The sequence below is a fragment of the uncultured Massilia sp. genome (assembly GCF_913773735.1).
Classification (GTDB): domain Bacteria; phylum Pseudomonadota; class Gammaproteobacteria; order Burkholderiales; family Burkholderiaceae_D; genus Telluria.
Genome location: NZ_CAJYEB010000048.1, coordinates 1 through 23948 on the forward strand (window position 1 = coordinate 1; position 23948 = coordinate 23948).

Sequence of the window (23948 nt, forward strand, 5' to 3'; positions counted from 1 at the left end):
CTCAAGGCGTTGTAGCTGCGCCCGCAGCGGCAGCAACGATAACGCTGCAAGCCGCTGGCGCTGCCGCAGCGGTGGACGCGCGTGGCGTGGCAACGTGGACAGGGTGGCCGGCCGGCGGCCTGTTCGATGAGGGCGACGCATTCGCCGGGATCCGCGATGGAGGCGAGCAAACTGCGCAGGCGTGCAAGATCTTGCATGCACAGCGGCAACGCTTCGAGTGCGGCAAGCACGTCGTCGAACGCCAGAGCCTGCATTGCTGCCTCCCCATGAGTTACCTCGACAATGGGTGAGACTGCCAGCGCAGCGGATGGTTCGCACAATTAACGCGAACAGCGCCTTTTTGTAGGCCGCGTGTAGAGGCCGTCGCAACGATGCGGCACAAGAGGCAACGCCGCCGTGCGCCTGTTGCGTCGGCCGCTACAGGGCGCAGGAGCGGAAACCGGCGAAGATGTCGTCGCGCTCCGGCGTGAAGAAGTTGCGGAAGACCGGCGAGCGCATGCGCGCCGGCGTCGCGAACGAGGCGCCGCGCAGCGTCTGGCGGCTGCCGAACCAGGGCGCCGAATACTCGCGGTAGCGGTCGGCGGCAAAGCCCTCCCAGGGCAGGAAGGCGGACGCCGTCCATTCCCACGCCTGCCCCCAGGCGAAACCCGGCTGGCCCGCGGTGGCGGCGAATTCCCATTCGGTTTCCGACGGCAGCCGCCGCCCGGCCCAGGCGCACCAGGCGCGCGCCTCGTGCAGCGTCAGGTGGCGCACCGGCTGTCCCGGGTCGAGCGTCACCAGGCGGCCGAAGCGTTCCAGGTGCCAGCCGTCGCCGCCATCTGCCTGGTCGCGGCGCCAGTAGCGCGGCGCCGAGCGCTCCTGCGCCATCAGCCAGGCGCGTCCCGCCTCGGTCCAGTACTGCGGCTTCTGGTAGCCGCCGTCGCGCACGAAGTCCAGGTAGGCGGCGTTGGTGACGAGGCCGGCGTCGATGGAGAACGGCGCCACGCGGCACGGCGCGGCGGCGCGCTCGTTGTCGAAGGTGAAGCCGCGCGCCTGGTCGCCGCCGCGCAGGAAGGTGCCGCCGGCGAAGGCGATCGCGCCGGCCGGCACGGCGGGCGGCGCCACGTACTTGCTGCTGGCCGCCGGCACCGGCACGCCCAGCGTCTGCATCGTGTACAGCAGGGCTTCGCCGTGCATGTCCTCGTGGGCCAGCGCCAGCCGGTACGGATACAGCGCGGCGTCCTCGTGCGGCTCGCGCGCCAGCCGGTCGAGGATGCGGTCGAGCACCTCGCGGCAATAGGTCTTCATGGCGCCCGGCCCAGGCAGGTCGAGCGTCCAGCGCGCGCGGTGCGGCACGTTGCCGGAATCGAACCAGTCGTCGCCGCGCGCCAGCAGGCAGTGGCCGTCGGCCTCGCCCGGCTGGCTGCCGGTGGCCGCGCGCAGCACGAACCACTCGGCGAACCAGGCCGTGTGGCCGAGTTCCCACAAGGGCGGGTTGACGATCGGGAGGCGCGGCACCCGCTGCGGATCGCCGTAGCCGGCCGCATCCAGGCAATCGAACAACGCCAGCGTATAATCGCGCGCATCCTGCAGCGCGGCGGCCAGTTCCCGGGGTCCCGCGTCGCGGAACGATGCATGCTTGTCGCTCATGCCGGCATTGTACCCAAGCTTGCGCGCCTTTTCCCATCCCTCTTGGCCCGACCTTCATGGCCCGTCCTTCGATCCTCATCGTCAGCCCCGCCTCCGCCCGCGAGAACAACGGCAACTGGCAGACCGCCAGCCGCTGGCAACGCTTTCTCGCGCGCGACTACCGCGTCGCCGTCGCCCCCGGCTGGCGCCCGGGCGACGCCGTGCCCGACCTGCTCGTCGTGCTGCACGCGCGCCGCTCGGCCGCCGCGCTGGCCGCCTTCCGCGCCGCCCATCCGCAGCGGCCCGCGCTGCTGGTGCTGACCGGCACGGACCTGTACCGCGACATCCACCACGACGCCACGGCGCGCGCCTCGCTCGGCCTGGCGAGCGCGCTGGTGGTGCTGCAGCCGCGCGGCCTCGACGAACTCGACGCGCCGACGCGCGCCAGGACGCACGTGATCTACCAGTCGGCCCCGCGCCTGCGCCGGCGGCGCCACGCGGCGCGTCCCGGCGCGCCGTGCGACGTCGCGATGGTCGGGCACCTGCGCGCGGAAAAGGACCCGCGCGCCTTCATGGACGCGGCCCGCCTGGTCGCCGCGCCCGGCGTGCGCCTGCTGCACGCCGGCGCCGCGCTCGACCCCGCGCTCGGCGCCGCGGCGCTGGCCACGATGGCCGCGACGCCGCGCTACCGCTGGCTCGGGGCGCTGTCCCACGCGGGCGCGCGGCGCCTGCTGCGACGCGCGCACGCGATGGTGATCGCCTCGCGCATGGAAGGCGGCGCCAACGTGATCATCGAGGCCGTCACCAGCGGCGTGCCGGTGCTGGCGTCCGACATCGGCGGCAACCGCGGCATGCTGGGCGAGGACTACCCCGGCTATTTCCCGCCCGGCGACGCGGCCGCGCTGGCGCGCCTCATCGAGCGCTGCGCGACCGATGCGCGCTTCCACGCGGGCCTTCGACGACGGTGCGCCGCCCGCGCGCGCCTGTTCGCGCCGGAGCAGGAGCGAGCGCGCCTGCTCGACTTGGTGGATAATCTCCTGTCCCCGGGGACGCCACCGGCGCTCCCGTCCCCTCCAACCAACGGAAGCAAGCATGAGCACTCAACCTGAACAACCCTTGAAACTGACCGCGTTCTCCCACGGCGGCGGCTGCGGCTGCAAGATCGCCCCCGGCGTGCTGTCGGAGATCCTGAAGAAGTCGAGCGGCTTTCCGGTTCCGCCCCAGCTCATGGTCGGCATCGAGACCGCCGACGACGCCGCCGTCTACAAGCTCAACGACGAGCAGGCGCTGATCGCCACCACCGATTTCTTCATGCCGATCGTCGACGATCCCTTCGACTTCGGCCGCATCGCCGCCACCAATGCGATCTCGGACGTGTACGCGATGGGCGGCACGCCGATCATGGCGCTGGCCCTGGTCGGCATGCCGATCAACAAGCTGCCGCTCGACACCATCGGCAAGATCATCCAGGGCGGCGAATCCATCTGCGCCGAGGCCGGCATCCCGATCGCCGGCGGCCACACCATCGATTCGGTCGAGCCGATCTACGGCCTGGTCGTGATGGGCCTGGTGCATCCGTCGAAGGTGAAACGCAACGCCGACGCGCGCGCCGGCGACGTGCTGGTGCTGGGCAAGCCGCTTGGCGTGGGCGTGCTGTCGGCCGCCCTCAAGAAGGACCGGCTCGACGCCGACGGCTACGCGGCCATGATCGCCAACACCACCAAGCTGAACAAGCCGGGCAAGGCGCTGTCCGACCTGGCCGGCGTGCATGCGCTGACCGACGTCACCGGCTTCGGCCTGCTGGGCCACCTGCTGGAACTGGCGCGCGGCGCCGGCCTGACGGCCACGCTCGACATGGACCGCATCCCGCTGCTGCCGGGCGTCGAGGACCTGGCGCACGCCGGCTTCTTCACCGGCGCATCCGGGCGCAACTGGGACGCCTACGGCCACGACGTGGAGCTGGGCGACAAGGTCGGCGACACGCGCCGCGTGCTGCTGACCGATCCGCAGACCTCGGGCGGCCTGCTGGTGGCCTGCGACCCGGGCAGCGTGGACGAGGTGCTGGACCTGTTCCGCCGCGAAGGCTTCGGCGACGCCGCCGTGATCGGCGCGATGGAAGCTGGGGCGCCGCGCGTGGTGGTACGCTGAGATACTCCATTTTGTTGCCCACACCGTCATCCCGGCGCAGGCCGGGATCCAAGTTTGCAGCGACGCTACGACATCGGCCCCCCGGCCAAGGCAGCCGGCGAGGTCCGGGGCGACGGCTTATACGGCAGGCCGCAGCACCGCCACCATCTCTCCGCGCTCGTCGGTCCCCTCCTCGACGAAGCCGAAGCTTGCATAGAACGCTTTGGCGCGCCCGTTGCGCTCGTGGTAGCAGATCGTGATGCGCCGCACGTCGTCCCTGGCGCGCAATTCCCGCAGCAGCAGCGCCATCGCGCGCCGGCCGATGCCCTGGCCCTGGCGCGGGTGGTCGACCATGAAGCGGTAGATCGCGACGTGCCCATCCTCGTCGCCGGCGCGGCGGTCGTACAGCAGGAAGCCGGCCGGCTCGCCGTCGTAGGCGATGCCGCGCGGGATGTAGTCCGGATAGAAGCGCGCCTGCGCGATCGAATAGGCATTGCTGGCCAGGAGATCGCGCTGGTGCGCGGGCAGCTCCATGTCCATGTAGTCCTCGAAGTTGTCTTCGGTGATGTCCTGCAGGGTGATGTCCAAGGCGCCTCCTCGCGTCACCCGCGATCTTACCCCACCGGCACCACGAACAGGCCACCCTCGCGCTGCGGATGGCTGGCGTCGGGGTCGACGTGCAGCATGGTCCCGCCCTCGCCCGGGATGCGCACCGGCAGCATCTGGATCAGGTCGTAGCGCTGCTGCTCGGCGTAAGCGCGCGAGCCGGCGAAGCCGGTCGACTGCGACAGCCAGCTCAATCCTGCCTGGCCGCGTTCGGTCAGCGTGGCGCAGCACAGTCCCGAACCGTAGACGCCGACGCGGTAGGTCGGCTGCCCCTCGGCCGCCACGTACAGCGCCGCATGCACGCCCGTGAAGTAGTCGCCGACCGCGCCGTCGAGGTCGGCCTGGGTCGGGTCGTAGTCGACCGCGAAATAGATCCCCGAGCCGAACGGCTGGCCGATGACCTCGCGCGCCATGCGGTACGCCGCCGCGCCGTCCGCCAGGCCCCGGGCGCGGCTGAAGAAGCCGGCATGCGTGCCCGCCGTTTCCCACACCACGCCGATCTGCATCCCCACCCGGCTCAGGGCGCGCGCCTCGCCCAGCGACAGGTTCTTGGCCGCGTTGTGGCTGTAGTAGCGCAGCGCGAAGTCGTAGCCCTGGCGCCTGAGCGCCGCCGCGTGGCGCGTCAGTTCGATGGTCGTGTCCAGCCCCTTGCGTGTCGCCATGCCGCCTCTCCCAAGTCGCGCGCGGCGCAAGGACTTACTCTGCCATGCGCCGCTTTTCGCTCATTGAGATGCAGCAACAGTTCCAGCGGGAAATTCTCGTCAACGTGGTAGCCAAACGACAAGCCACGAAACGCTTGACACGCCAAACAAAATTCACTTAGAGTGAAGAAATGTTCTCCCCACTGCCACTGTCGATTTTCCTACCGCCCACCGGCCTGCTAGCGCCGGCGCTACTGCTACGCGCGTAAATCGCCGCCGTACCCGCCCGGCCCCGTCGCCGGATCCGTAGCCCAAGGAAGTCGCACCATGCCAGTCATCACTGAATCCACGCCCGTCTCCACCGTCGCCGGAACGCTCCTGCCGTCTGCCGGCGCGCTGAAGCTACCGATCGGTTGCCGGGCCTAGCGTCCCGTGGCCCGTCCGGCAGCCCCCGCCACAGCATCGAACCGAATCCACGCACACCATCAGGAGCACCGTCATGTTGAAGAATCCCGCCGCCAAGTACCGTCCCTTCCCCGCCGTCGACCTCGCCGACCGCCAGTGGCCGACCCGCACCATCGAGCGCCCGCCCGTCTGGATGAGCACCGACCTGCGCGACGGCAACCAGGCGCTGATCGAGCCGATGAGCCCGGAAAAGAAGCTGCGTTTCTTCGAGAAACTGGTGCAGATCGGCGTCAAGGAAATCGAAGTGGGCTTCCCGTCGGCCTCGCAGACGGACTTCGACTTCGTGCGCATGCTGGTCGAGGAAAACCGCATCCCGGACGACGTCACCATCATTGTGCTGACCCAGGCGCGCGACGAGCTGATCCGCCGCACCGTCGCGTCCTGCGTGGGTGCCAAGCGCGCCATCGTGCACGTGTATAACTCGGTGGCGCCGGTGTTCCGCCGCGTCGTGTTCGGCATGAACCAGGACGAGATCGTGCAGATCGCCGTCAACGGCACCCGCCTGATCAAGGAACTGGTGGCGCAGCATCCGGAAACGGCCTGGGGCCTGGAATACTCGCCGGAATCGTTCTCGACGACCGAACTGGACTTCTCCAAGCGCATCGTCGACGCCGTCGCCGCCGTGTGGCAGCCGACGCCGGACAACAAGATGATCGTCAACCTGCCGTCGACGGTCGAGGCCAGCACGCCGAACGTGTACGCCGACCAGATCGAGTGGATGTGCCGCAACCTGAACGACCGCGCCAGCCTGGTGATCAGCGTGCACCCGCACAACGACCGCGGCACCGCCGTGGCGGCCGCCGAACTGGCCGTGCTGGCCGGCGCCGACCGCGTCGAGGGCTGCCTGTTCGGCAACGGCGAACGCACCGGCAACGTCGACCTGGTCACGCTGGCGCTGAACCTCTACACCCAGGGCGTGCACCCGGGCCTGGACTTCTCCGACATCGACGCGGTGCGCCAGCTGGTCGAGGAATGCAACCAGCTGCCGGTGCACCCGCGCCACCCGTACGTCGGCGACCTGGTATTCACCGCCTTCTCCGGCTCGCACCAGGACGCGATCAAGAAGGGCTTCGCCAAGCAGCAGCCGGACGCGCTGTGGGAAGTGCCTTATTTACCGATCGACCCGGCCGACCTGGGCCGCAGCTACGACGCCGTGATCCGCGTGAACAGCCAGTCCGGCAAGGGCGGCATGGCCTACCTGCTCGAACAGGAATACGGCCTCGAACTGCCGCGCCGCCTGCAGATCGAATTCTCGCGCGTCGTGCAGCGCCACGCCGACGCCACCGGCCGCGAAGTGGCCGCCGCCGATATCCACGCGCTGTTCGCCAGCGAATACCTGGAACAGGACGGCGCCGCCTACCGCTACGTGGCGCACCGCATGAGCGAGGACAGCGAAGGCGCCGACGACCACCGCGTGCAGATCGACGCGACCGTGCAGCGTGAACGCGTCACCGAGCAGCGCCACGGCAGCGGCAACGGCCCGATCGACGCCTTCGTCGCCGCGCTGGGCCTCGACATCCGCCTGATGGACTACCACGAGCACTCGATCGGCTCGGGCGCCGATGCGCGCGCCGCCTGCTACGTCGAGCTGCGCCTGGGCGGCGGCCCCACGCTGTTCGGCGCCGCGATCGACAGCAACATCGTGACCGCCTCGTTCAAGGCCGTGCTGTCGGCCGTGAACCGCCAGCTGGCGATGAACGCCGGACAACCGGCGGCGCGCGCGGCCTGACGGCGCCGCTGCGGTAGCGGGAACGCGGGCGCGGCGGCGCCCGCCATGCCATAATCACGCCCCGCATTCCCGTACCGCTTCCGCCGCATGACCGCACCGCCAACCCCGCCCGGCCGCCGCCTGCCGCCCGCCCCGCCCGCCAACCTGGCCACACCCGAAGACGAAGCGCTCCGCCGCCGCGCCCGCGAGGAACGCGACGCGCAGGCGCGCGGCGTGGTGTCGATCGACGCGATGCGCGCGGCGATCCGGCGCGTGTCCGCCACGCTGCCGCCGCTGGCGGCCGTGCCGCGCGTGCGCCGTCCCGACACCGCCGCCTTCCGCGCGCGGGCGCGCGCCGGCCTGCCCTTCCTGGTCGAAGGCGTGGTCGGGCGCTGGCCCCTGAGCGCGCTCGGTCCCGCCATCCTGCGCGAGCGCTTCGGCGCCGTCCCGGTGCGCGCCCGCGTGGGCGACTACATCGGCACGGCATTCGCGCCGGACCGCGCGATGCTGGACACGACGATGGCCGGCTACCTCGACCTGGTGGAAACCGGCGACCACGCCCTGCCGCCCTACGTCGGCAACCTGGAACTGCGCGAACTGAACGGCATGTGCCACTGGCCCGCCTGGTTCGACAGGATGGGACCGCCGCGCTGGTGGGTCGGCCCGGCCGGCACGGTGACGCCGCTGCACTGCGACTACGACGACAACGTGTTCGCCCAGCTCTGGGGCAGCAAGCGCATCTTCCTGGTCCCGCCGCACCACGACGCCTTCCTGTACGTGCGCGAAGCCAATCCCGTGCTGTTCGGCTCCCCCTTCGATCCCGAGGCGCCCGACTTCGACCGCTTCCCGCTGGCGCGGCAGGCGGCCGTGATCGACTGCGTCGTCCATCCCGGCGACATGCTGTACGTGCCGGCCGGGTGGTATCACCAGGTGCGGGCCTTATCGTTCTCGCTGTCGTCGAACCGGTGGGCGCGGGCGGTGCCGCTGGTGTTGCAGGGGGAGGCGGGGGTGAGGCGGTGACGGATAGGGGCGCTGCTCGGAGGCGGATCCGGTTGACACGGGAGGCATGGCTGATGGCTGCTATCGACCTCAATCGGCCATCTGTTAAAGTAACGAGGGCACTCCAGTCCGGATTTAAGCTATCGCATAAATCTGTAGCCTCGACCGTAATAACAGGACGCACTCATGAAAGACCGAACCTCTACCGTATTACGAACTGAGCACACTGGGTTGACAGTCGCGTCGATCGATGGCGTACTTGATTTCTGGACTGAAGTTCTCGGCTTCCAACTCGTGTACCGCAAAGAGCTTGGCGGTGGACACGCGATGGAACAAGTGGTCGGTGTGCCGGGGGCTTATTTGAGAAATGCTCTCTTAGAGGGCCCCGATGGATACAGAATTGAGCTGATTGAGTACGATTCACCGGAAGACCGCTTAGTATTGAAGCAACGCCCCTGTGATGTCGGTTCGGCTCACTTGACGTTTGCCGTGACCGATCTGCGCGCAATGCTAGATCGCATGAGCCCTTATGGATGGAAGGCAACCGGCGAACCGCAAACTGCTCCTAGCGGAACAATCATGGTCTATACCCGGGGACCTGACGGCCACATTATTGAACTCATGCAGCATCCTGAGTGAACTGCCGCCCTAAAATCGCTGGACTCGGCCGTTGATTTTACGGCAGCAGCCGACCCAGTGCGGACGTTGAACTCCTCGTTATACTTCCCGTAGAAAAATCGCCTTCACGACATAAAACCCATTCGGGCGTAATTTTTTTGGCGGGTCAGCCAATAGGGAAGCCAAGTCTATCGATTTATCCGGCAGGCGCTTGATGGCTCTTAACTTTGCAGGCCAGAGGTTGTAGAGCACGGCCGTAGCGCCTACTTGCTTCGCACGAGCAATAGCCGGACGCTCAGGCGGCTCTCCGTCGCCACGGCATACGGCATCCACCCAGCCAATGATCTTAAAGCCCTTGCTAATCCAGTCTTTGCTGGCCCGGTCTGGATCGCTAGTCATGTCGATCCGAATTTCGTGATCAGCGGACGGCGGCACTGTTGCAGGCGATGCTTCCGTTTCGTTGTATCGAAAATCATGTTCCATGTAAGCATTTTCATGCGCAGCCTGTTGACTAGAGGTTTCCCACGTCTCGAGCGCGCGTGAAGGTATTTTCCACTCATCGGGAGCTACTGGTTCAAGATCCTTTTGCAGGCCCATCAAGCAGAGGCTTATCAGGCACATTACTTCCGGCGGAAGTTTTGTCCATGGCACGAAGGGAAGTGTGTCGCGATCCTCGGGACGATTGTTCGGGAGGATTTGATAACACCAGTCGTCATTGACATACCTCCGGCGTATCGTCGTCATTCTCTTCGTTCGCATAGGTCATCCGTCAAAACTCTTTTGCCAGCCAAATCGCTACCGGTGTTGCCCCATCAACATCAATCCATATTTATTGCCGAAAGTTTCCAACAACCGCTCCTGGCCGATAACAGAACCATCGCAAAGCCCGCCCAAGACCTCTACGGCAGGATCACATCGATCTCGACCATCGCACTGCCCTTCGCCGCATAGCCAAGCTTGGCCGCTGCCACGTACGACAGATCGATGATCCTGTCGGAGTGGAATGGACCACGGTCGTTCACGCGGACGATGATCGTTCGGCCGTTCTCGAGGTTCGTCACCCTGACGTAAGACGGGATGGGAAGGATCGGATGCGCCGCCGTGAGCGTCATCGCATCGTAGCGTTCACCGCTCGCCGTCGGCAATCCCTGGTACCGGGTTCCGTACCAGCTTGCCTTGCCGCGCGCATGGTAGGGTACCAACGCGTTCATCGGCCGGTAGCGGATTCCCATCGCGGTATAAGGCTTGAGCGTGCCGGAGACAAAGCGCTCTGCCCTGGGCACCGGCTCCTTGACCGCATCGATCTGCGCCTGCGTCACGCCTTTTGGCGGGCCATCGTTGAGGTAATAGCCGCCAGCTTTCGGCGCATGCGCTCCGGGGGTCGAGCAGGCGGCCAGAGACAGTGCCAGCACGGCGACCGGGCCCAGTCTCGAACAGCTACGTAAAATGCTTGTCATGATCGCTTCCGTACGTTGTTCATCGCGCCCTGCGCCCGGCGGCCTTGTCGCCATTCCGGGCCGCTTCCCGCAGCAGCCATCGGCGTGCCCTGCAAGGCGCAAGGCCGAGGTCGTGGATCATACATGGGGAATGGCGAAAAAGGAAAATCGTGCGCTCGCCGTCCTGGAGCGGCGAAAGTCCGCGCCGATGCGCCGCCGTTTGCCGGCCCGGCCTCTGTCACCAGGATCGACCTCCGGGAAGTGGCGCCCCCGGGACGGACGGTCGGCGTCCTGTGCGCCGCGCATCGAACGGGCGCCTACGTTTTCCGTCATCCCGTCTCTTCGATCGCCGCCGCCAGCACCCTCGCCTGCCCGGCCGCATCAAAGCCGGCATGCCGCCCCGCGAATTCCTGCGCCGCGGCGCACCACCCCGCCTGCCCCAGCAACCCGCCCACGATCCCATCCCAATCGCGCGGCCGCGCCAGCGCATTCACATTGATCCCGGCCCCCAGCTCGCACACCCGGCGCGCCGTCAGGAAGGCCTCCGCCGTCTGCGGCAGCATCAGCAAGGGACGCCCCGCCAGCAGCGCCTGCGCCACCGTCGACTCGCCGGCGTGGCAGACGACGAACGCCGCCTGTGCCAGCGCCGCGTCCAGCGCCACCGGCGCGCGCGCCCAGGCGATCGACGCATGCACGAACGGCGCCGCCTTGCCGCCCGCCACCTCGGGCAGGTAGCACAGCGTGCGGCAGCCGGCGCGCGCCAGCGCGGCCAGCATGGCGGCGTGCTCCGGGTGCGGGCCGCGCAGGTAGGCGAACACGCGCGGGCCGTCGCCGCCAGGCCAGGCCGGCGCGATGGCGGTGGCCGCCGCAGGCGCGATGACCGGCCCGAACCAGCGCACCCCACCGGGCGGCCGGCGCCACGGATCGAGTTCGGGCCAGCCGCACAGCAGCGGCGCGTCGCCCAGCAGCAGGCTGGCGGCGTGCGCCAGCGGCGCGGCGCCGTGCGCGGCCAGCACGCGATTGGCGCTGTCCAGCACGCGCGCCTCGGCGGCGGCCAGGCGCTGCGCCGGCGCCGCCTCCCAGTCGCGCAGCGGCGGCAAGGGCGCGGCGGCGGGCGGCATCTGGAAGGCGGTGCCGACCACGCAACTGGAAATGCCCAGCGTGCGCGCGGCCAGCACGGCGCACGGCGCATAGTCGGCGACGACCAGGTCCGGCGCGCAAGCGCGCAGCAGGCTGCGCCAGCCGCCCGCCAGGGCGGCGATGGCGCCGGGGTCGATCCAGCCGCAGGCCAGCAGGATCTCGGCCAGGCCGGCCTGGTCCGGCGGCAGGCCCTGGACGCGGTGCAGCCACAGGGGCGCCTGGTAGATGGGGACGTCGAGGCCGGCCAGCAGGCGCCCCGCATGCACGAGGTCGCGCAGCGCGAACGAGACGCGGTGCCCGCGCGCCAGCAGCGGCTGCGCCAATGCCTTCAGGCGCGCGGCATGGCCGAGGCCCGCCCCGAGTTCCCAGCAAAGGAGGATGTGTGCCATGGGCGACAGTGTAACCCGGCGGCCGCTCAGGCCGACGTCTGCAGCGGCTCCGGCGCCGGGTCCTTGCCCGGCGCCTGCCCCACCCGCTCGTACTCGGCCATCACCTGGGCGCCGAACAGCAGCAGGCTGGCGGCGATCTCGAGGCTGAACATCACGACGATGGCCGTGCTCATCGAGCCGTAGACGAGGTTCACCTTCGACAGCGTGGAGAAGTACCAGACCAGCACGTGGCGCGCGATTTCCCACAGCAGCGCCGCCGTCACGCCGCCCACCAGCGCATGCGACAGCGCCGGCCGGCCGACCGGCATCACCATGTAGATCGAGGTCAGCACGAGGATCTCGCCGGCCAGGCCCAGCAGGTACAGCAGCGCCCCCGACACGCCATGCAGCGACCAGCTCCAGCCGAACAGCTCGACGGACTCGGTGCCGATCACCTGCAGCGTGCCGGCGACCAGCGTCACGATCATCACGCCGAAGCCCAGCGCCAGGATGTAACAGTACGGCAGCAGCGCCGAGACGAGGAAGTGGCGCCGGCGCACCGCCACGCGGTGCACGAAGATCACGCTCATCGCGTTTTCCAGCACGGTGAACGCGAGCGAGGAGAAGAACAGCATCGTGGCGGCCAGCACCCAGGTGATCAGGTCGCGCGTGTCGAGGAAGTGCGCGACCTCGGCGACGATCGAGCCGGACTGGCCCGGCACCAGCAGTTCGAGGTAGCGGCGCAGCGTCAGCAGCAGCTCGCCCTGGTCGAGGAAGTGCGACAGCGCCACCACCACCAGCATCAGGAACGGCACGATCGACAGCAGCGCGTAGTAGGCGACGGCGCCCGCCAGCAGCAGGCCCTGGTTGGCGCGGAAGGCCTTCAGCACCTGCAGCGCGAAACCGATCGGATGGCCCAGGACGTAGGCGTTGGCGCGCCGGTTCAGGACCCGCAGGCGCAGGCCGCGCGCCCCTTTCATTTCGCCAGCCTGATTCCGGTGAACTGCCAGCGCGCGCCGGCCGGGAAGAAGTTGCGGTAGCTGGCGCGCGCGTGGCCGTGCGGGGTGGCGCAGGACGAACCGCGCAGCACGTACTGGTTCACCATGAACTTGCCGTTGTATTCGCCGAGCGCGCCGGGCGCGGGGGCGAAGCCCGGGTACGGCGCGTAGCTGCTCGCGGTCCACTGCCAGCATTCGCCGAACATCTGCGCCAGGCCGCCGCTGCCGGCCGCGCGCGGGTGCAGGTCGCCGCAGGCGATCGCCACGTCGCGCGCCGCGAATTCCCACTCTGCCTCGGTGGGCAGGCGCGCGCCGCGCCAGCGCGCATAGGCGTCGGCCTCGAACATCGACACGTGGGTGACCGGACGCGCCAGGTCGAGGTCCTGCAGGCCGTGCAGCGTGAATTCCAGCCGGCGTCCGCCCTCCTCGACCCAGTACAGCGGATGGCGCAGTTCGCCGGCGCAGACCTGGTCCCAGCCCTCGGCCAGCCACAGCTCGGGGTCGCGGTAGCCGCCGGCCTCGACGAACTCGAGGTACTCGCCATTGGTGACGAGGCGCGCGGCCAGTGCGAACGGCGCCACGTACTGGCGGTGGCGCGGCAGCTCGTTGTCGAAGGCGAAGCCGCGGCCGTCGTGGCCGATCTCGGCCAGGCCGCCGTCGAAGCTCGCCCAGTTCATCGGCGCGGGATCGGCGCTCGCCGCCAGCGGCGAATCGTGGTAGGCCGGGAACAACGGGTTCTGGGCCAGCAGGTGCTTGACGTCGGTGAGCAGCAGTTCCTGGTGCTGCTGCTCGTGCTGCAGGCCCAACTGCACCAGGGCGGCCAGCGCGGCGTCGTGCGGCGCCGCCGCGACCAGGCGCGCGATGCGCGCGTCGACGTCGGCGCGGTAGGCCAGCACCTCGTCCAGCGCGGGGCGCGTCAGCAGGCCGCGGCGCGGGCGCGGGTGCTTGGCGCCGACGCCGTTGTAGTAAGAGTTGAACAGTACCCGGAAGGCCGGGTGGAACGGACGGAAGCCGCTTTCGCGCGGCTCCAGGATGAAGGTCTCGAAGAACCAGGTCGTGTGCGCCAGGTGCCACTTGACCGGGCTGGCGTCGGGCATCGATTGCGCGCAGCAGTCCTCGGCCGACAGCGGCTCGGCCAGGTGGACCGAGCGCTGGCGCACGTGCGCGAATTCCAGGTTCATGCGGTGTTCGGCGGCTCCCATGGCGAATGCGCCTCCATCAATGCGACAGCGCGCGCGCGTGGATCACGGCGAACCAGCCGTCCGGATCGGTCCAGACGCGGCTGGCGGCGAAGCCGGACTGCTCTAGCAGGCCGACGGCATCGCTCTGGCGGTACTTGTGACTGTTCTCGGTATGGATCCATTCGCCCTGCGCGAAACGGCGGCTGCCGCCGCGCCAGGTGACCAGCTGCGCGCTCTTCGCCTCCAGGTGCATCTCGACGCGGCGCTCGTCCGCATTGTAGAAGCCGCGATGGCGCCAGCCGCGGATGTCGAAGTCGGCGCCCAGCAGGCGATTGACGTGGTTCAGCACGTTCAAGTTGAAGGCGGCCGTCACGCCCAGCGCATCGTCGTAGGCGGCGTCGAGCACCTTGTGGTCCTTGGCCAGGTCGATGCCGATCAGGATGCCGCCGTCCTGGCCGCACTGCGCGTGCACGCGCTGGAGGAAGTCGCGCGCCTCGTCCGGATTGAAGTTGCCGATCGACGAACCCGGGTAGAAGAACAGGCGGCGGCTCGCGCGCACGCTGTCGGGCAGGGTCAGCGGGCCGGACAGGTCCATGCCCAGCGCCTGCATCTCGATGTGGCGGAAGCGCTGCTGCAGGCGGCCGACGGCGTCCTGCAGGAATTCGGCCGAGATGTCGATCGGCACGTACTGGGCCGGGCGCAGCAGCGGGAACAGGCTGGCCGCCTTGGCGCAATTGCCGGCGCCCAGGTCGATCAGCGTGCAGCCGGGACCGACCGTCTGCGCGATCTCGGCGCCGTGGGCGGCGAAGATGGCCGCCTCGGTGCGGGTCGGGTAGTACTCGGGCAATTCGCAGATCGCTTCGAACAGCTTCGATCCCAGCGGGTCGTAGAGGAACTTGGGAGAAATCCACGCCTGGCGCGCGCGCAGGCTGGCATCCAGTTCGGCGGGAACGTGCAGGCCCTCGTGGTCCGTGCGGGTTGCGATCGAAGTGGGGTTCAGCATCGACTATCCTTGGTGGCGCCGCGCCGCACCATGCAGCTGGCTGGTAAAGTTGCCGTTTTGATGATGATACGCGAATTGCGCATAAGCAGCCGCGCTGCATGGCGGGCGGGCGGCGCCCCGGCGGGAACGGTGCCACGCGTGCTAGAGTAGCGGGTCCGCGTTTCCGGGAAACCCATGCTCGAACTTGCCAACCTGCGCAAATCCTATGGCGGCCGCACCGTGCTGGCCGGCCTGTCGCACCGCTTCGCCCCGGGCGAATTCGTCGCCGTGATGGGCGAATCGGGGGTCGGCAAGTCGACGCTGCTGAACCTGATCGCCGGCCTGGATGCGCCCGACGGCGGCGAGATCGTCATCGACGGCACGCCGATGACGGCGCTGGACGACGATGCCGCCACGCGCCTGCGGCGCAGCCGCATGGGATTCATCTTCCAGGCCTTCCACGTGCTGCCGCACCTGAGCCTGGAACAGAACGTGGCCCTGCCCCTGCTGCTGAACGGCCGCCCCGACCCGGCGCGCACGACGCGCATGCTCGATGCCGTGGGCCTGGCCGGACGCGGCGCCGACTTCCCGCGCCAGCTCTCGGGCGGCGAACTGCAGCGCGTGGCGATCGCGCGCGCCCTGGTGCACCGTCCCGCCCTGCTGCTGGCCGACGAGCCCACCGGCAACCTCGACCCGGAAACGGCCACCGGCATCCTGCACCTGCTGCGCGCCGAGATCAAGGACAGCGGCGCCGGCGCCATCATGGTCACGCACTCGCACGCGGCGGCGGCCATGGCCGATAGAACTTTCCTGCTGACACGTTCCGGATTGAAATTAGCGTAAATTCCCAGCAGAAAGACCGACGTTATGACGTTTTATTCATGAACAGTGCGTCAAAGTCATTGAAAGAGTAGTAGTATCACCACAAACCCGCCCCGCATAGCGAGACCGGAGGGTCGCCGCATGCCGCGGCATCTCATCCGTTCGCCATGCCGGCACAACACGAAGGCCGGGCCCCTCCAAAACAGTCGATCTGTCTTGAATGTTCACCCACCGTGGAGAAAATTCATGAGCGTACGGCAGAAAAAACAGGAGTTGCTCGAGGCGATGCAGCGCGCCCGGGCCATGGAACCGTCGAGCTTCGTACCCAACAAGCTGCTCGACACCCTGATCCAGCGCATGCAGCTGAAGAACGACGCGGAGCTGTGCCGCGTCCTCGAAGTGCAACCGCCGATCATCAGCAAGATCCGGCACCGCAAGCTGAACGTCGGTGCCACCATCCTGCTGCGGATGCACGAGAAATCGAACATCCCGATCCGCGAGCTGAAGGAACTCACGGCGGAGAGTCGCATGCCGCCGGTGGGCAGGACAACGCATTAGCGCCGACCAATGCCCCGTCGCCCCGGCGCAGGCCGGGGTCCAATTTGCAGGCGCTACGGAAACGCATGCAAGATTAGGCCCCGGCCTGCGCCGGGGCGACGGTGTTGCGGCGCTCTCAAGCCGCCGGCGGACGCCCCGTCCTGAGCTGGGGCAGGCTGTCGAGCACCGCGCGCAGGGACGCCGTGTCGAGCTGGCCCAGCAGGGCCACGCCGATGCGCAGCAGTTCGCTCTTCTTGACCTCGAAACCGGCCTGCAGGCAGGCCTGCTTGACGGCGCCCAGTACCGCGTACTCCTGCTCGGGCATCGTGAAGCTGTCGCGCACCAGCACCGGGCGCGCGTCGGCCTCGGGGCGCGCGGGCGCCTTGTCCTTGGCCTTGGCCTTGTCCTTGCTCTTGCCCTGCGCGGGACCCGCCATGACCCGCACCGCGTCCTTCGCCGCGTCGCGGGCCAGCCTGGACGGCGCGGCCGGCCTGGTGGCGGCCTTCGTGGCGGCCTTCGCGGGCGCCTTCGTGCTCGGCTTCGCGGCCGGCTTTGTTGCCGGCTTGCGCGCGGGCGCCGGCGCGGCTTGGGTCGCGGGTTTGGTCGCCGGCTTGGCGGCGGGCCTGGCCTTTGCCTTCGGCGCCGGCGCGGCGGCCTTGGCGGCGGACGCCCCGGCGGTGCCGGCCGCCCCGGTGGCCTTGATGGCCTTGATGGCCTTGGTAGCCCTGGTGGCCGGTGTTGCAGCGCCCTTGGCGGCTGTCGTCCTCGCCATCGAAATCTCCTCGTCAAACAAACCAAACAATATAGTCGATTTCGGGCGGCGCTGGAAGCCGCGCCGGTGGCGGCATGAATGTTGAGCCCGCTCAAGCGGGAGGCTTGCGGCACTCGCTACATTGGCCCTTTTCGCTCGGGGAGAACGGGATGCGCAAGCGCTGCTACATCACGCTGGGCGCCGGCACGGATGCCGGCGGCAAGGTCGTGACGGCCAGTTCGACGATGACGCTGGACGGCGTGCCGCGCGCGCTCGAAGGCGACCTGGTGGCCTGCGCGGCCTGCGGGCAGGAGGGCCGCATCGCCTGCGCCGGCGCGCGCCTGGCCGTCAGCGAGAACGGCCGCCGGCCCGCCCTCGAAGACGACCTGTGCCAGTGCGCCTGCCAGCCGGCGCCGCGCCTTCTGGCCATCCAGGAACGCTGGCGCCAGTGGGTGACCGACGACGCGGCGTGAGCCGCCCGGCACCGGTCCCGGCAGGTGGAGGACGGTGCCCGCCCGAACGGTATTCGATCCACCCGGCCGGTCCGCCCGATGCGCGCCCGGCGCCCGCGTGACGCAGCGCGATCTAGTCCTCGGCCGCCTGCGCCACCGGCGCCGCCGGCGCGACCGCCACGCGGTTGCGTCCGCCCTGCTTGGCGGCCTGCATCGCCTCGTCGGCGCGCGCCAGCAGCGTCACCGTGCTGTCGTCGGCGCGGATGGTCGTGACGCCGAAGCTGGCCGTCAGCGAGATCATCGCCCGCTCCGTCTTGACGCGCTGCGCCTCGATCGCCGCGCGCATGCGCTCGGCCACCATGGCGGCGTCCTCCTGGTTGGTGCGCGGCAGCAGGATCGCGAATTCCACGCCGACGACGCGGCCCAGCAGGTCGCTGTCGCGCAACTGGCGCTTGCAGGTGTCGACCAGGCTCGACAGCACGACGTCGCCGGCCGGGTGGCCGTAGCCGTCGTTGATGCGCTTGAAGCCGTCGAAGTCGAACACGACCAGCGAGGTCGGCTGGCCGGGACGGCGCGCCAGCGCCATCCACGGCAGCAGCGCCTGGAAGAAGCCGCGCCGGTTCGGCACGTCGGTGAGCGGGTCGACCACTTCCAGGCGCGCGAGTTCGTCCTGCAGGCGCTCGCGCGCCAGCAGCAGCCAGCCGAAGCCGCCCAGCAGCGCCAGCAGGTAGAGCGCGGCGCCGTGCAGCTGGCGCAGCAGCTCGTTGTTCATCCAGCCCCAGCCGGCGGGCGCCAGCAGCACCAGCGCGCCGCGCGCGCCGACGGCAAGCGCCAGCACGCCCAGGGCCAGCGCCAGGAAGCGCTGCAGCAGCGATTGCGTCTTCCAGCCGCGCGCCAGGGCCGCCGCGCCACCCAGGTAGAAGGCGCCCAGGATCAGCGACGCGGCCACGGCGCGCAGCCCGGCCTCGTCGATCAGCCAGCACAGCAGGAACACGACGATGGCCAGCGCCAGCAGCGGCACCACCGCGTGGCGCCAGCGCGCCTTGCCGGCGCGTTCCCACAGCGCGCCGGTTTCCCACGCCACGCCGGCGAACAGCAGCGCATACGAGACCGGCAGCGCCAGGCTTTCCGGCACCACGCCGCTGCCGCCGATGGCCAGCAGCAGCCAGGCCGCGGTCTGGACCAGGCGCGCCCAGCCCCAGGTCGACAGGGCCGCCTGGCGGCCCGGGGCCTGCTCGAAGAAGAACAGGGTGGCGCACAAGGCCAGGTTGCCCAGCGCAAGCGCCAATACCATCGTGGTGGAGTCCATCGCCCTCAGAATTCGTGTTCGACCGCGCTGGTGCCGTCGCCGACCCGGCTGGCCCAGGCGCGCGTCCAGTAGTCCTTTTCCGCCTCGGTCGGCGGCTCGTGCCAGAGTACGATCAGGGTGCCCTTGTGGTCGTGGATCTGGGTCAGTTTGTCGACGAAGTCCGCGTCGCCGTCGGCATCCGCGAGCGCCATCGCATAGCCGTAGACGCGGTCCAGCCGCTCGATGCGGTCGGGCTCGGTGTGGCCATTGGTGGCGGACATCCTGGGATGGTCGAGGAACATGCGGTCTCCGTCGTGCTGACGGCGGCCAGCTTATCAGAAACCCATCCATGACAACAAGTTGCCTTTCAGCATCTACCGCATGGCCGGTGCGGCTTGCCCTATACTGGCGCGATGCCCGCCAGTCCCAGCCGCCCACCGTCCGCCCCCGCGACTGCCCCTGCCCAGGCGCCGCTGGTGCGGACGCGGCGCGGGCGGCGCACGCTGGAATTCGCGCCCGGCGACGTCCAGAGCGAGATGCTGCTGGCGCGCCCGCACGCGCTGACCCTCGCCTACCTGCGCGCGATGATGGGCTTCGCGCTGTTCGCGCCGCGCCCGCGCCACATCGTGATGGTGGGCCTGGGCGGCGGCTCGCTGGCCAAGTTCTGCTACCGCCACTTCCCCGATGCCCGCATCACCGTCGTCGAGCTGCGCGCCGACGTGATCGCGCTACGCGACACCTTCCTGGTGCCGCCCGACGACGCGCGCCTGCGCGTCGTGCACGCCGACGCCGCCGACTGGATCGCCGGCCTGCGCGGCCAGGCCGACGTGCTGCTGGTGGACGGCTTCGACGCCGCCGGCCTGCCGCCGCGCCTGGCCGATGCCCGGTTCTATGGCCGCTGCCGGCGCGCGCTGCGGCCCGGCGGCGTGCTGGTCGCCAACGTCTTCACCTACGATCCGCGCTACGGCGCCGTGCTGGCGGCGCTGGACGCCGCGTTCGACGGCCGCACCTGCTGGTTCGACAAGGTGGCCGGGAACAACTGCATCATGTTCGCCCTCGCCGCCCCGGCCGCCGGCGACCGGGCGCCGGCGGCGCGGCGGTTGCGCCGCCTGGCGCGCCGCCACGGCCTGGGCGCGGGCTGGCTGAACCGGCTCGGCGTGCGCCTCCTGCTCGCCTGGATCGCCTGCCGATCTGTCCTGGCCCTGCCACACCGGGACGCCGATCGGCCCCTGTCGTGACGTTTTGTTTGCGGAAACCGGGGTTTGTATGACAAACTGGCGCCGCATTTCATGCTTTCAAGCAAGCAGTTCACCATTGGGGCCTTGGATCCGCATCGTCCCCTGCAACCCATAGGAATCGCTGGATGTCGCGTCGCCGACTGCCGTTTTCGATCACGCCCGCGGCGGCCCTCACGCTCGGGGGCGGCCTGCTGGCCACCGCCGTGCTGGCGGGCGCGGTCGCCCGCCTCGAATTCGACAAGCTGGGGCTGGCCTTCGCCCAGGCCGCCGACGTGCGCGCGGCGACGTTGCGCCACGGTATGAACGAAGCGGTCGAAGTGCTGACCGTGACCCGGCAGCTGTTCGCCACGGTCGACCCGGTCACGCGCAGCCAGTTCCGCGACTTCACCACGCCGCTGCTCGAACGCAATCCCCATATCCGCGCCTTCAACCTGCGCCGCGTCGTGCCCGATACCGAGCGCGCCGCCTTCGAGGCGGCGCTGCGCCAGGTGCTCCCGGGCACGGTACTGCACGAATTCCGCGACGGCCGCCTGGTGACGTCGCCGCGCCGCGCGCAGTACCGCGCAATCGAGTACACCGAGCCGATGCGCGGCAACGAACCGGCGTTCGGCCTGGACGTCACGAACAACCGCGAAGTGATGGCCGCGACGGCGCGCGCCCACGCCAGCGGCAAGGCCGCGACGACCGGCCTGCTGCAGCTGGCCCAGGACCGCCATCCGCAGCCGTCGTTCTCGGTCGTGATGGCGGCGCCGGCGACGCCGGGCGGGCTGGCGCGCGAGATCGCCGCCGTGATCGGCATCGCGCCGCTGGCGCGCACGACGCTGGCGCGCGCCGGCCTGCTGGCCGACCAGGGCATCCTGCTGCGCTTCTACGCCGGCGCCACGCCGCGCCCGTCCAGCCTGGCCTGGTTCGACCACGACCCGGCGCGCGCCGGCGCGATCGCCGCGCCGCCGCCGCGCTGGCTGGCGGGCGGCTACACCGGCCGCGCGCTGCAGACCTTCCAGGTCGGCGGCCAGGACTGGACCGTCGAGGCCCTCGCCGCCCCGCGTCCCTGGCTGGCCGACCACCTGGCGTCGACGCTGCTGCTGGCCTGCGGCACCCTGTCCACGCTGCTGCTGGCGGCCTTCGTGCAGGCCGCGGGCGCGCGCGCCAGGAAAGTCCAGCAACTGGTGCGCGAGCGTACCGCCGACCTGAAACTGACCAACCAGCGCCTGATCGACGACGTGCTGGCGCGCCAGCGCACCGAAAAGGCGCTGCAGGAGAGCGAGCAGCGCTTCCGCCAGCTGGTCGCGATGTCGTCGGACTGGTACTGGGAGCAGGACGAGCAGTTCCGCTTCGTCGCCGTGACCGGCGACTTCACGGAAAAGTCCGGCGTCGGCGTCCAGCGCGTGCTGGGCAAGCGGCGCTGGGAATACGTGCCGGCGCTGGCCGACAGCGAGCTGGGACGCGAGCACCGCGCCACGCTGGAGGCGCACGCGCCGTTCCGCAACCTCGAGTACCGCGCCATCGACGACGACGGCGAGGAGCGCTGGTTCTGCATCAACGGCCAGCCGGTATTCGACGAGCACGGCCGCTTCACCGGCTACCGCGGCACCGGCAGCGACATCACGGCGCGCAAGATGACCGAGCAGCGCGTGCACCACGTGGCCCAGCACGACGTGCTGACCGGCCTGCCCAACCGCTCGCTGCTGCAGGACCGCCTGGGCCAGGCGGTGGCCTGGGCCAATCGCAGCGGCCAGCAGGTGTGGGTCATGCTGATCGACCTGGACCGCTTCAAGTTCGTCAACGACAGCATGGGCCACAAGGCCGGCGACGTCCTCCTGATGACGGTGGCGGCGCGCCTGCGCGCGGCGCTGCGCGACAGCGACACGGTGGCGCGCCTGTCCGGCGACGAATTCGTCGTGATCCTGTCCGAGCACCGCGACGAACCCCTGTCGGCCGACATCGTGCAGCGCCTGATGGATTCGGTGGCCCAGCCGGTCATGCTCGGCACCAAGGAGTTCTTCGTCACCTGCAGCATCGGCGTGGCGGTCTACCCGAGCGACGGCACGCCGGCCGAAACCCTGATCGAGCATGCCGACATCGCCATGTACTGCGCCAAGAAACTGGGCCGCAACAACTTCCAGTTCTACACGCCGGCGATGAACGAGGAATCGCTGGAACGCGTGCGCATCGAAGGCGCCCTGCGCAATGCGCTCGAGCGCAACGAATTCGTGCTGCACTACCAGCCCCAGGTCGACCTCAAGACCGGCCACATCGTCGGCATGGAGGCGCTGATCCGCTGGCGCCATCCGGAGCTGGGCATGGTGCCGCCGACGCGCTTCGTCAGCGTGGCCGAGGACACCGGCCTGATCGTCCAGATCGGCGCCTGGGTGATGCGCGCCGCCTGCGCCCAGAACAAGGCCTGGCAGGATGCCGGCCTGGGCCGCCTGCGCGTGGCGGTCAACCTGTCGGCGCGCCAGTTCGGCGCGCCCGACCTGCTGCACAGCATCGAGTCGGTGCTGGCCGACACGGGCCTGGATCCGGCCTGCCTGGAACTGGAACTAACGGAAAGCCTGTTCATGAGCGACGTCACGCCGGCGGTGGAACTGCTGCACCGCATGAAGTCGCTGGGCGTGAACCTGTCGATCGACGACTTCGGCACCGGCTACTCGAGCTTCTCCTACCTGTCGCGCTTCCCGATCGACGTGCTGAAGATCGACCGCTCGTTCGTCAACGACATCACGCACGACGCCAACGACGCCGCGATCGTGGCGTCGATCATCGCGCTGGCGCACAACCTGCGCCTGTCCGTCATCGCCGAGGGCGTGGAGACGGCCGAGCAGCTCGACTACCTGCGCCACCAGGGCTGCGACGAGATGCAGGGCTATTATTTCTCGCGTCCGCTGCCGGCCCACGAATTCGAACAGCTGCTGCGCCAGCGGCGCGGCCTGGCGAACCTGGAAAGCGAAGCCGCGGTGGCTTGAGCGTCATCGCCTTGCCGCTCGACCATTTTTTCGTAGCCAGAACGACATCGTTCTTCTAGAATGCGATGTATCGTTTGACAACGCGAATGGTGATGAGCATGCTGACCGAAACCAATGAAGTGGGCGACGACATGGCGCTGCGCCGCGAGCGCAACGACATGCGCACGCGCGACCTGGTGAACCAGGCGGTGGCGTCGGTGCCGACGCTGGGCCTGCGCCGCGCGGCCGCGTTCCTGGCGGCGATGAACGTGCCGGCCGATATCGCGGTGCGCACGCTGGTGTATCCGCAGCGCCGCCGCGCCAACTGACGGGCTGCGCCGGGCAGGCGGCCGTCAGCGCTGCTGCGGTTCCTGGGCGGCGATGTCGGCCAGCGACTCGCGGCCGCGCGGGGTGAGCGCGTAGCCGCCTTCTGGACGCTCGGCGATATGCGATTTGCGGCCGAGGAACTGGACGATGTCGCCGTCGACGGCCGCCGCCGGATCGGCCTCGAGCGCGCGCAGCGCCTGCACGCAGCGGCGCAGGAACAGCAGTTCGGCGCCCTGCTCGGTCAGCGACAGCGCGCCGGTGCGGGCATACTGGACCAGTTTCAGGCCCGACAGGCGCTTGGCGTTGCGGCCGACGCAGGCATTCACGCGGTCGCTGCGCGCGCCGCGGCGGATGTGTTCGAGGGCGTCGTATTCGTCGCCGGTCAGTTTCAGGGTCTTCATTACCACTTTCGATAGGAGCAAGCCCGCCATGGTAACGGCGGCGGGCCTGCCCGGCAACCTCAGCGGAATGCGCGCACGGCGCACCACACGAGGCCGGCGCCCGCGAGCGCGGACAGGGCCAGCGCCGCCTGCATGCGTCGCGACGTCATCAGGGTGTTGCGGCCCAGGTAGATCTTGTTGTGCAGTGTGGTGCCCATGCTGTTCTCCTCATCGTTCGTCGCCCGGTGATCCCATTATAAAAATGTTCGCGCGGGGTCACGTTTGCGCCATGCACAAAAACAGGGCGGATGTATCTATAAAGCAACATCCT

General features: G+C 69.3%; 26 protein-coding genes and 1 pseudogene. 12 read left to right on the plus strand and 15 right to left on the minus strand.

Translation table 11 applies throughout. The features are described 5' to 3' along the window. Positions 1–254: pseudogene (locus tag QZ749_RS25610) on the minus strand (IS1595 family transposase); the annotation flags it as partial. Between the two features lie 163 nt (positions 255–417). Further along, positions 418–1629, minus strand: a complete 1212-nt coding sequence (senA, locus tag QZ749_RS23830) for a selenoneine synthase SenA (protein WP_296952457.1) — start codon at positions 1627–1629, stop codon at positions 418–420. Positions 1630–1685: 56 nt separating this feature from the next. Here senA and senB point away from each other — a divergent pair, with 56 nt between their 5' ends. Beyond that, the gene (gene senB, locus QZ749_RS23835; RefSeq protein ID WP_296952459.1) at positions 1686–2717 is read left to right on the plus strand and encodes a selenoneine biosynthesis selenosugar synthase SenB; all 1032 of its coding nucleotides are present in this window, start codon (positions 1686–1688) and stop codon (positions 2715–2717) included. Next, positions 2701–3756: a selenide, water dikinase SelD gene (gene selD, locus QZ749_RS23840; protein ID WP_296952461.1), complete on the plus strand. Its 1056-nt coding sequence runs from the start codon at positions 2701–2703 to the stop codon at positions 3754–3756. The genes senB and selD overlap by 17 nt, the downstream gene beginning before the upstream one ends. 117 nt (positions 3757–3873) lie before the next feature. Here selD and QZ749_RS23845 read toward each other — a convergent pair whose 3' ends face one another. Beyond that, positions 3874–4323: a GNAT family N-acetyltransferase gene (locus QZ749_RS23845; RefSeq protein ID WP_296952464.1), complete on the minus strand. Its 450-nt coding sequence runs from the start codon at positions 4321–4323 to the stop codon at positions 3874–3876. Positions 4324–4349: 26 nt separating this feature from the next. Next, complete coding sequence (locus QZ749_RS23850; protein WP_296952467.1) at positions 4350–5003, minus strand: DUF1906 domain-containing protein; 654 nt, start codon at positions 5001–5003, stop codon at positions 4350–4352. Positions 5004–5481: 478 nt separating this feature from the next. On the opposite strand from QZ749_RS23850, the gene leuA reads away from it, so the two are divergent. The 3 genes from leuA (at position 5482) to QZ749_RS23865 (ending at position 8793) form a co-directional block, all read left to right on the plus strand. Then, positions 5482–7176 (plus strand): 2-isopropylmalate synthase, encoded by a 1695-nt coding sequence (gene leuA, locus QZ749_RS23855; protein WP_296952470.1) that lies wholly within the window; start codon positions 5482–5484, stop codon positions 7174–7176. Between the two features lie 87 nt (positions 7177–7263). After that, positions 7264–8175, plus strand: coding sequence for a cupin-like domain-containing protein (locus tag QZ749_RS23860; protein ID WP_296952473.1), 912 nt, complete (start codon positions 7264–7266; stop codon positions 8173–8175). 165 nt (positions 8176–8340) lie between these two features. Then, positions 8341–8793: a VOC family protein gene (locus QZ749_RS23865; RefSeq protein ID WP_296952475.1), complete on the plus strand. Its 453-nt coding sequence runs from the start codon at positions 8341–8343 to the stop codon at positions 8791–8793. A 78-nt stretch (positions 8794–8871) separates the two neighbouring features. On the opposite strand, the gene QZ749_RS23870 is transcribed toward QZ749_RS23865, so the two are convergent. The 6 genes from QZ749_RS23870 to egtD form a co-directional block, all read right to left on the minus strand. Further along, entirely contained in the window at positions 8872–9516 is a 645-nt protein-coding gene (locus QZ749_RS23870) for a hypothetical protein (RefSeq protein WP_296952478.1), read from the minus strand. Between the two features lie 155 nt (positions 9517–9671). Next, positions 9672–10229: a septal ring lytic transglycosylase RlpA family protein gene (locus QZ749_RS23875; protein WP_296952481.1), complete on the minus strand. Its 558-nt coding sequence runs from the start codon at positions 10227–10229 to the stop codon at positions 9672–9674. 308 nt (positions 10230–10537) lie between these two features. Beyond that, entirely contained in the window at positions 10538–11737 is a 1200-nt protein-coding gene (locus QZ749_RS23880) for a glycosyltransferase (RefSeq protein WP_296952484.1), read from the minus strand. A gap of 26 nt (positions 11738–11763) precedes the next feature. Beyond that, a complete protein-coding gene (locus QZ749_RS23885) occupies positions 11764–12696 on the minus strand; it encodes a YihY/virulence factor BrkB family protein (RefSeq protein WP_296952487.1) in 933 nt (310 codons plus the stop codon). Then, complete coding sequence (gene egtB / locus QZ749_RS23890) at positions 12693–13916, minus strand: ergothioneine biosynthesis protein EgtB (RefSeq protein ID WP_296952490.1); 1224 nt, start codon at positions 13914–13916, stop codon at positions 12693–12695. Before egtB ends, QZ749_RS23885 begins: the two co-directional genes overlap by 4 nt. Positions 13917–13932: 16 nt before the next feature. Continuing rightward, positions 13933–14898, minus strand: a complete 966-nt coding sequence (gene egtD / locus QZ749_RS23895) for an L-histidine N(alpha)-methyltransferase (RefSeq protein WP_296952491.1) — start codon at positions 14896–14898, stop codon at positions 13933–13935. Between the two features lie 174 nt (positions 14899–15072). Here egtD and QZ749_RS23900 point away from each other — a divergent pair, with 174 nt between their 5' ends. Continuing rightward, positions 15073–15720 (plus strand): ABC transporter ATP-binding protein, encoded by a 648-nt coding sequence (locus tag QZ749_RS23900; protein ID WP_296952494.1) that lies wholly within the window; start codon positions 15073–15075, stop codon positions 15718–15720. Positions 15721–15945: 225 nt separating this feature from the next. Beyond that, complete coding sequence (locus QZ749_RS23905; RefSeq protein ID WP_296952497.1) at positions 15946–16257, plus strand: hypothetical protein; 312 nt, start codon at positions 15946–15948, stop codon at positions 16255–16257. A 115-nt stretch (positions 16258–16372) separates the two neighbouring features. Here QZ749_RS23905 and QZ749_RS23910 read toward each other — a convergent pair whose 3' ends face one another. Continuing rightward, the gene (locus QZ749_RS23910; protein ID WP_296952500.1) at positions 16373–16672 is read right to left on the minus strand and encodes a hypothetical protein; all 300 of its coding nucleotides are present in this window, start codon (positions 16670–16672) and stop codon (positions 16373–16375) included. Between QZ749_RS23910 and QZ749_RS23915 the strand changes: the two genes are divergently transcribed. Together QZ749_RS23915 and QZ749_RS23920 are read left to right on the plus strand one after the other, a co-directional pair. Beyond that, positions 16671–17093, plus strand: coding sequence for a hypothetical protein (locus QZ749_RS23915; RefSeq protein ID WP_296952502.1), 423 nt, complete (start codon positions 16671–16673; stop codon positions 17091–17093). The genes QZ749_RS23910 and QZ749_RS23915 overlap by 2 nt on opposite strands. A 64-nt stretch (positions 17094–17157) precedes the next feature. Then, complete coding sequence (locus QZ749_RS23920; RefSeq protein ID WP_296952505.1) at positions 17158–17460, plus strand: PAAR domain-containing protein; 303 nt, start codon at positions 17158–17160, stop codon at positions 17458–17460. A gap of 112 nt (positions 17461–17572) precedes the next feature. Here QZ749_RS23920 and QZ749_RS23925 read toward each other — a convergent pair whose 3' ends face one another. Together QZ749_RS23925 and QZ749_RS23930 are read right to left on the minus strand one after the other, a co-directional pair. After that, a complete protein-coding gene (locus QZ749_RS23925) occupies positions 17573–18748 on the minus strand; it encodes a GGDEF domain-containing protein (RefSeq protein WP_296952508.1) in 1176 nt (391 codons plus the stop codon). 5 nt (positions 18749–18753) lie between these two features. Next, the gene (locus QZ749_RS23930) at positions 18754–19029 is read right to left on the minus strand and encodes a hypothetical protein (RefSeq protein ID WP_296952510.1); all 276 of its coding nucleotides are present in this window, start codon (positions 19027–19029) and stop codon (positions 18754–18756) included. A gap of 174 nt (positions 19030–19203) precedes the next feature. On the opposite strand from QZ749_RS23930, the gene QZ749_RS23935 reads away from it, so the two are divergent. From QZ749_RS23935 to QZ749_RS23945, 3 genes are all read left to right on the plus strand, one after another. Further along, positions 19204–19965, plus strand: a complete 762-nt coding sequence (locus QZ749_RS23935; protein WP_307726678.1) for a fused MFS/spermidine synthase — start codon at positions 19204–19206, stop codon at positions 19963–19965. Between the two features lie 125 nt (positions 19966–20090). After that, positions 20091–22931 (plus strand): EAL domain-containing protein, encoded by a 2841-nt coding sequence (locus QZ749_RS23940; protein WP_296952516.1) that lies wholly within the window; start codon positions 20091–20093, stop codon positions 22929–22931. Positions 22932–23023: 92 nt separating this feature from the next. Next, entirely contained in the window at positions 23024–23239 is a 216-nt protein-coding gene (locus QZ749_RS23945) for a hypothetical protein (protein WP_296952518.1), read from the plus strand. Between the two features lie 24 nt (positions 23240–23263). Here QZ749_RS23945 and QZ749_RS23950 read toward each other — a convergent pair whose 3' ends face one another. Both QZ749_RS23950 and QZ749_RS23955 read right to left on the minus strand, forming a co-directional pair. Further along, positions 23264–23638, minus strand: a complete 375-nt coding sequence (locus tag QZ749_RS23950; RefSeq protein WP_296952521.1) for a hypothetical protein — start codon at positions 23636–23638, stop codon at positions 23264–23266. A gap of 59 nt (positions 23639–23697) precedes the next feature. Further along, complete coding sequence (locus QZ749_RS23955) at positions 23698–23835, minus strand: hypothetical protein (protein WP_296952529.1); 138 nt, start codon at positions 23833–23835, stop codon at positions 23698–23700. Between the last annotated feature and the right edge of the window lie 113 nt (positions 23836–23948).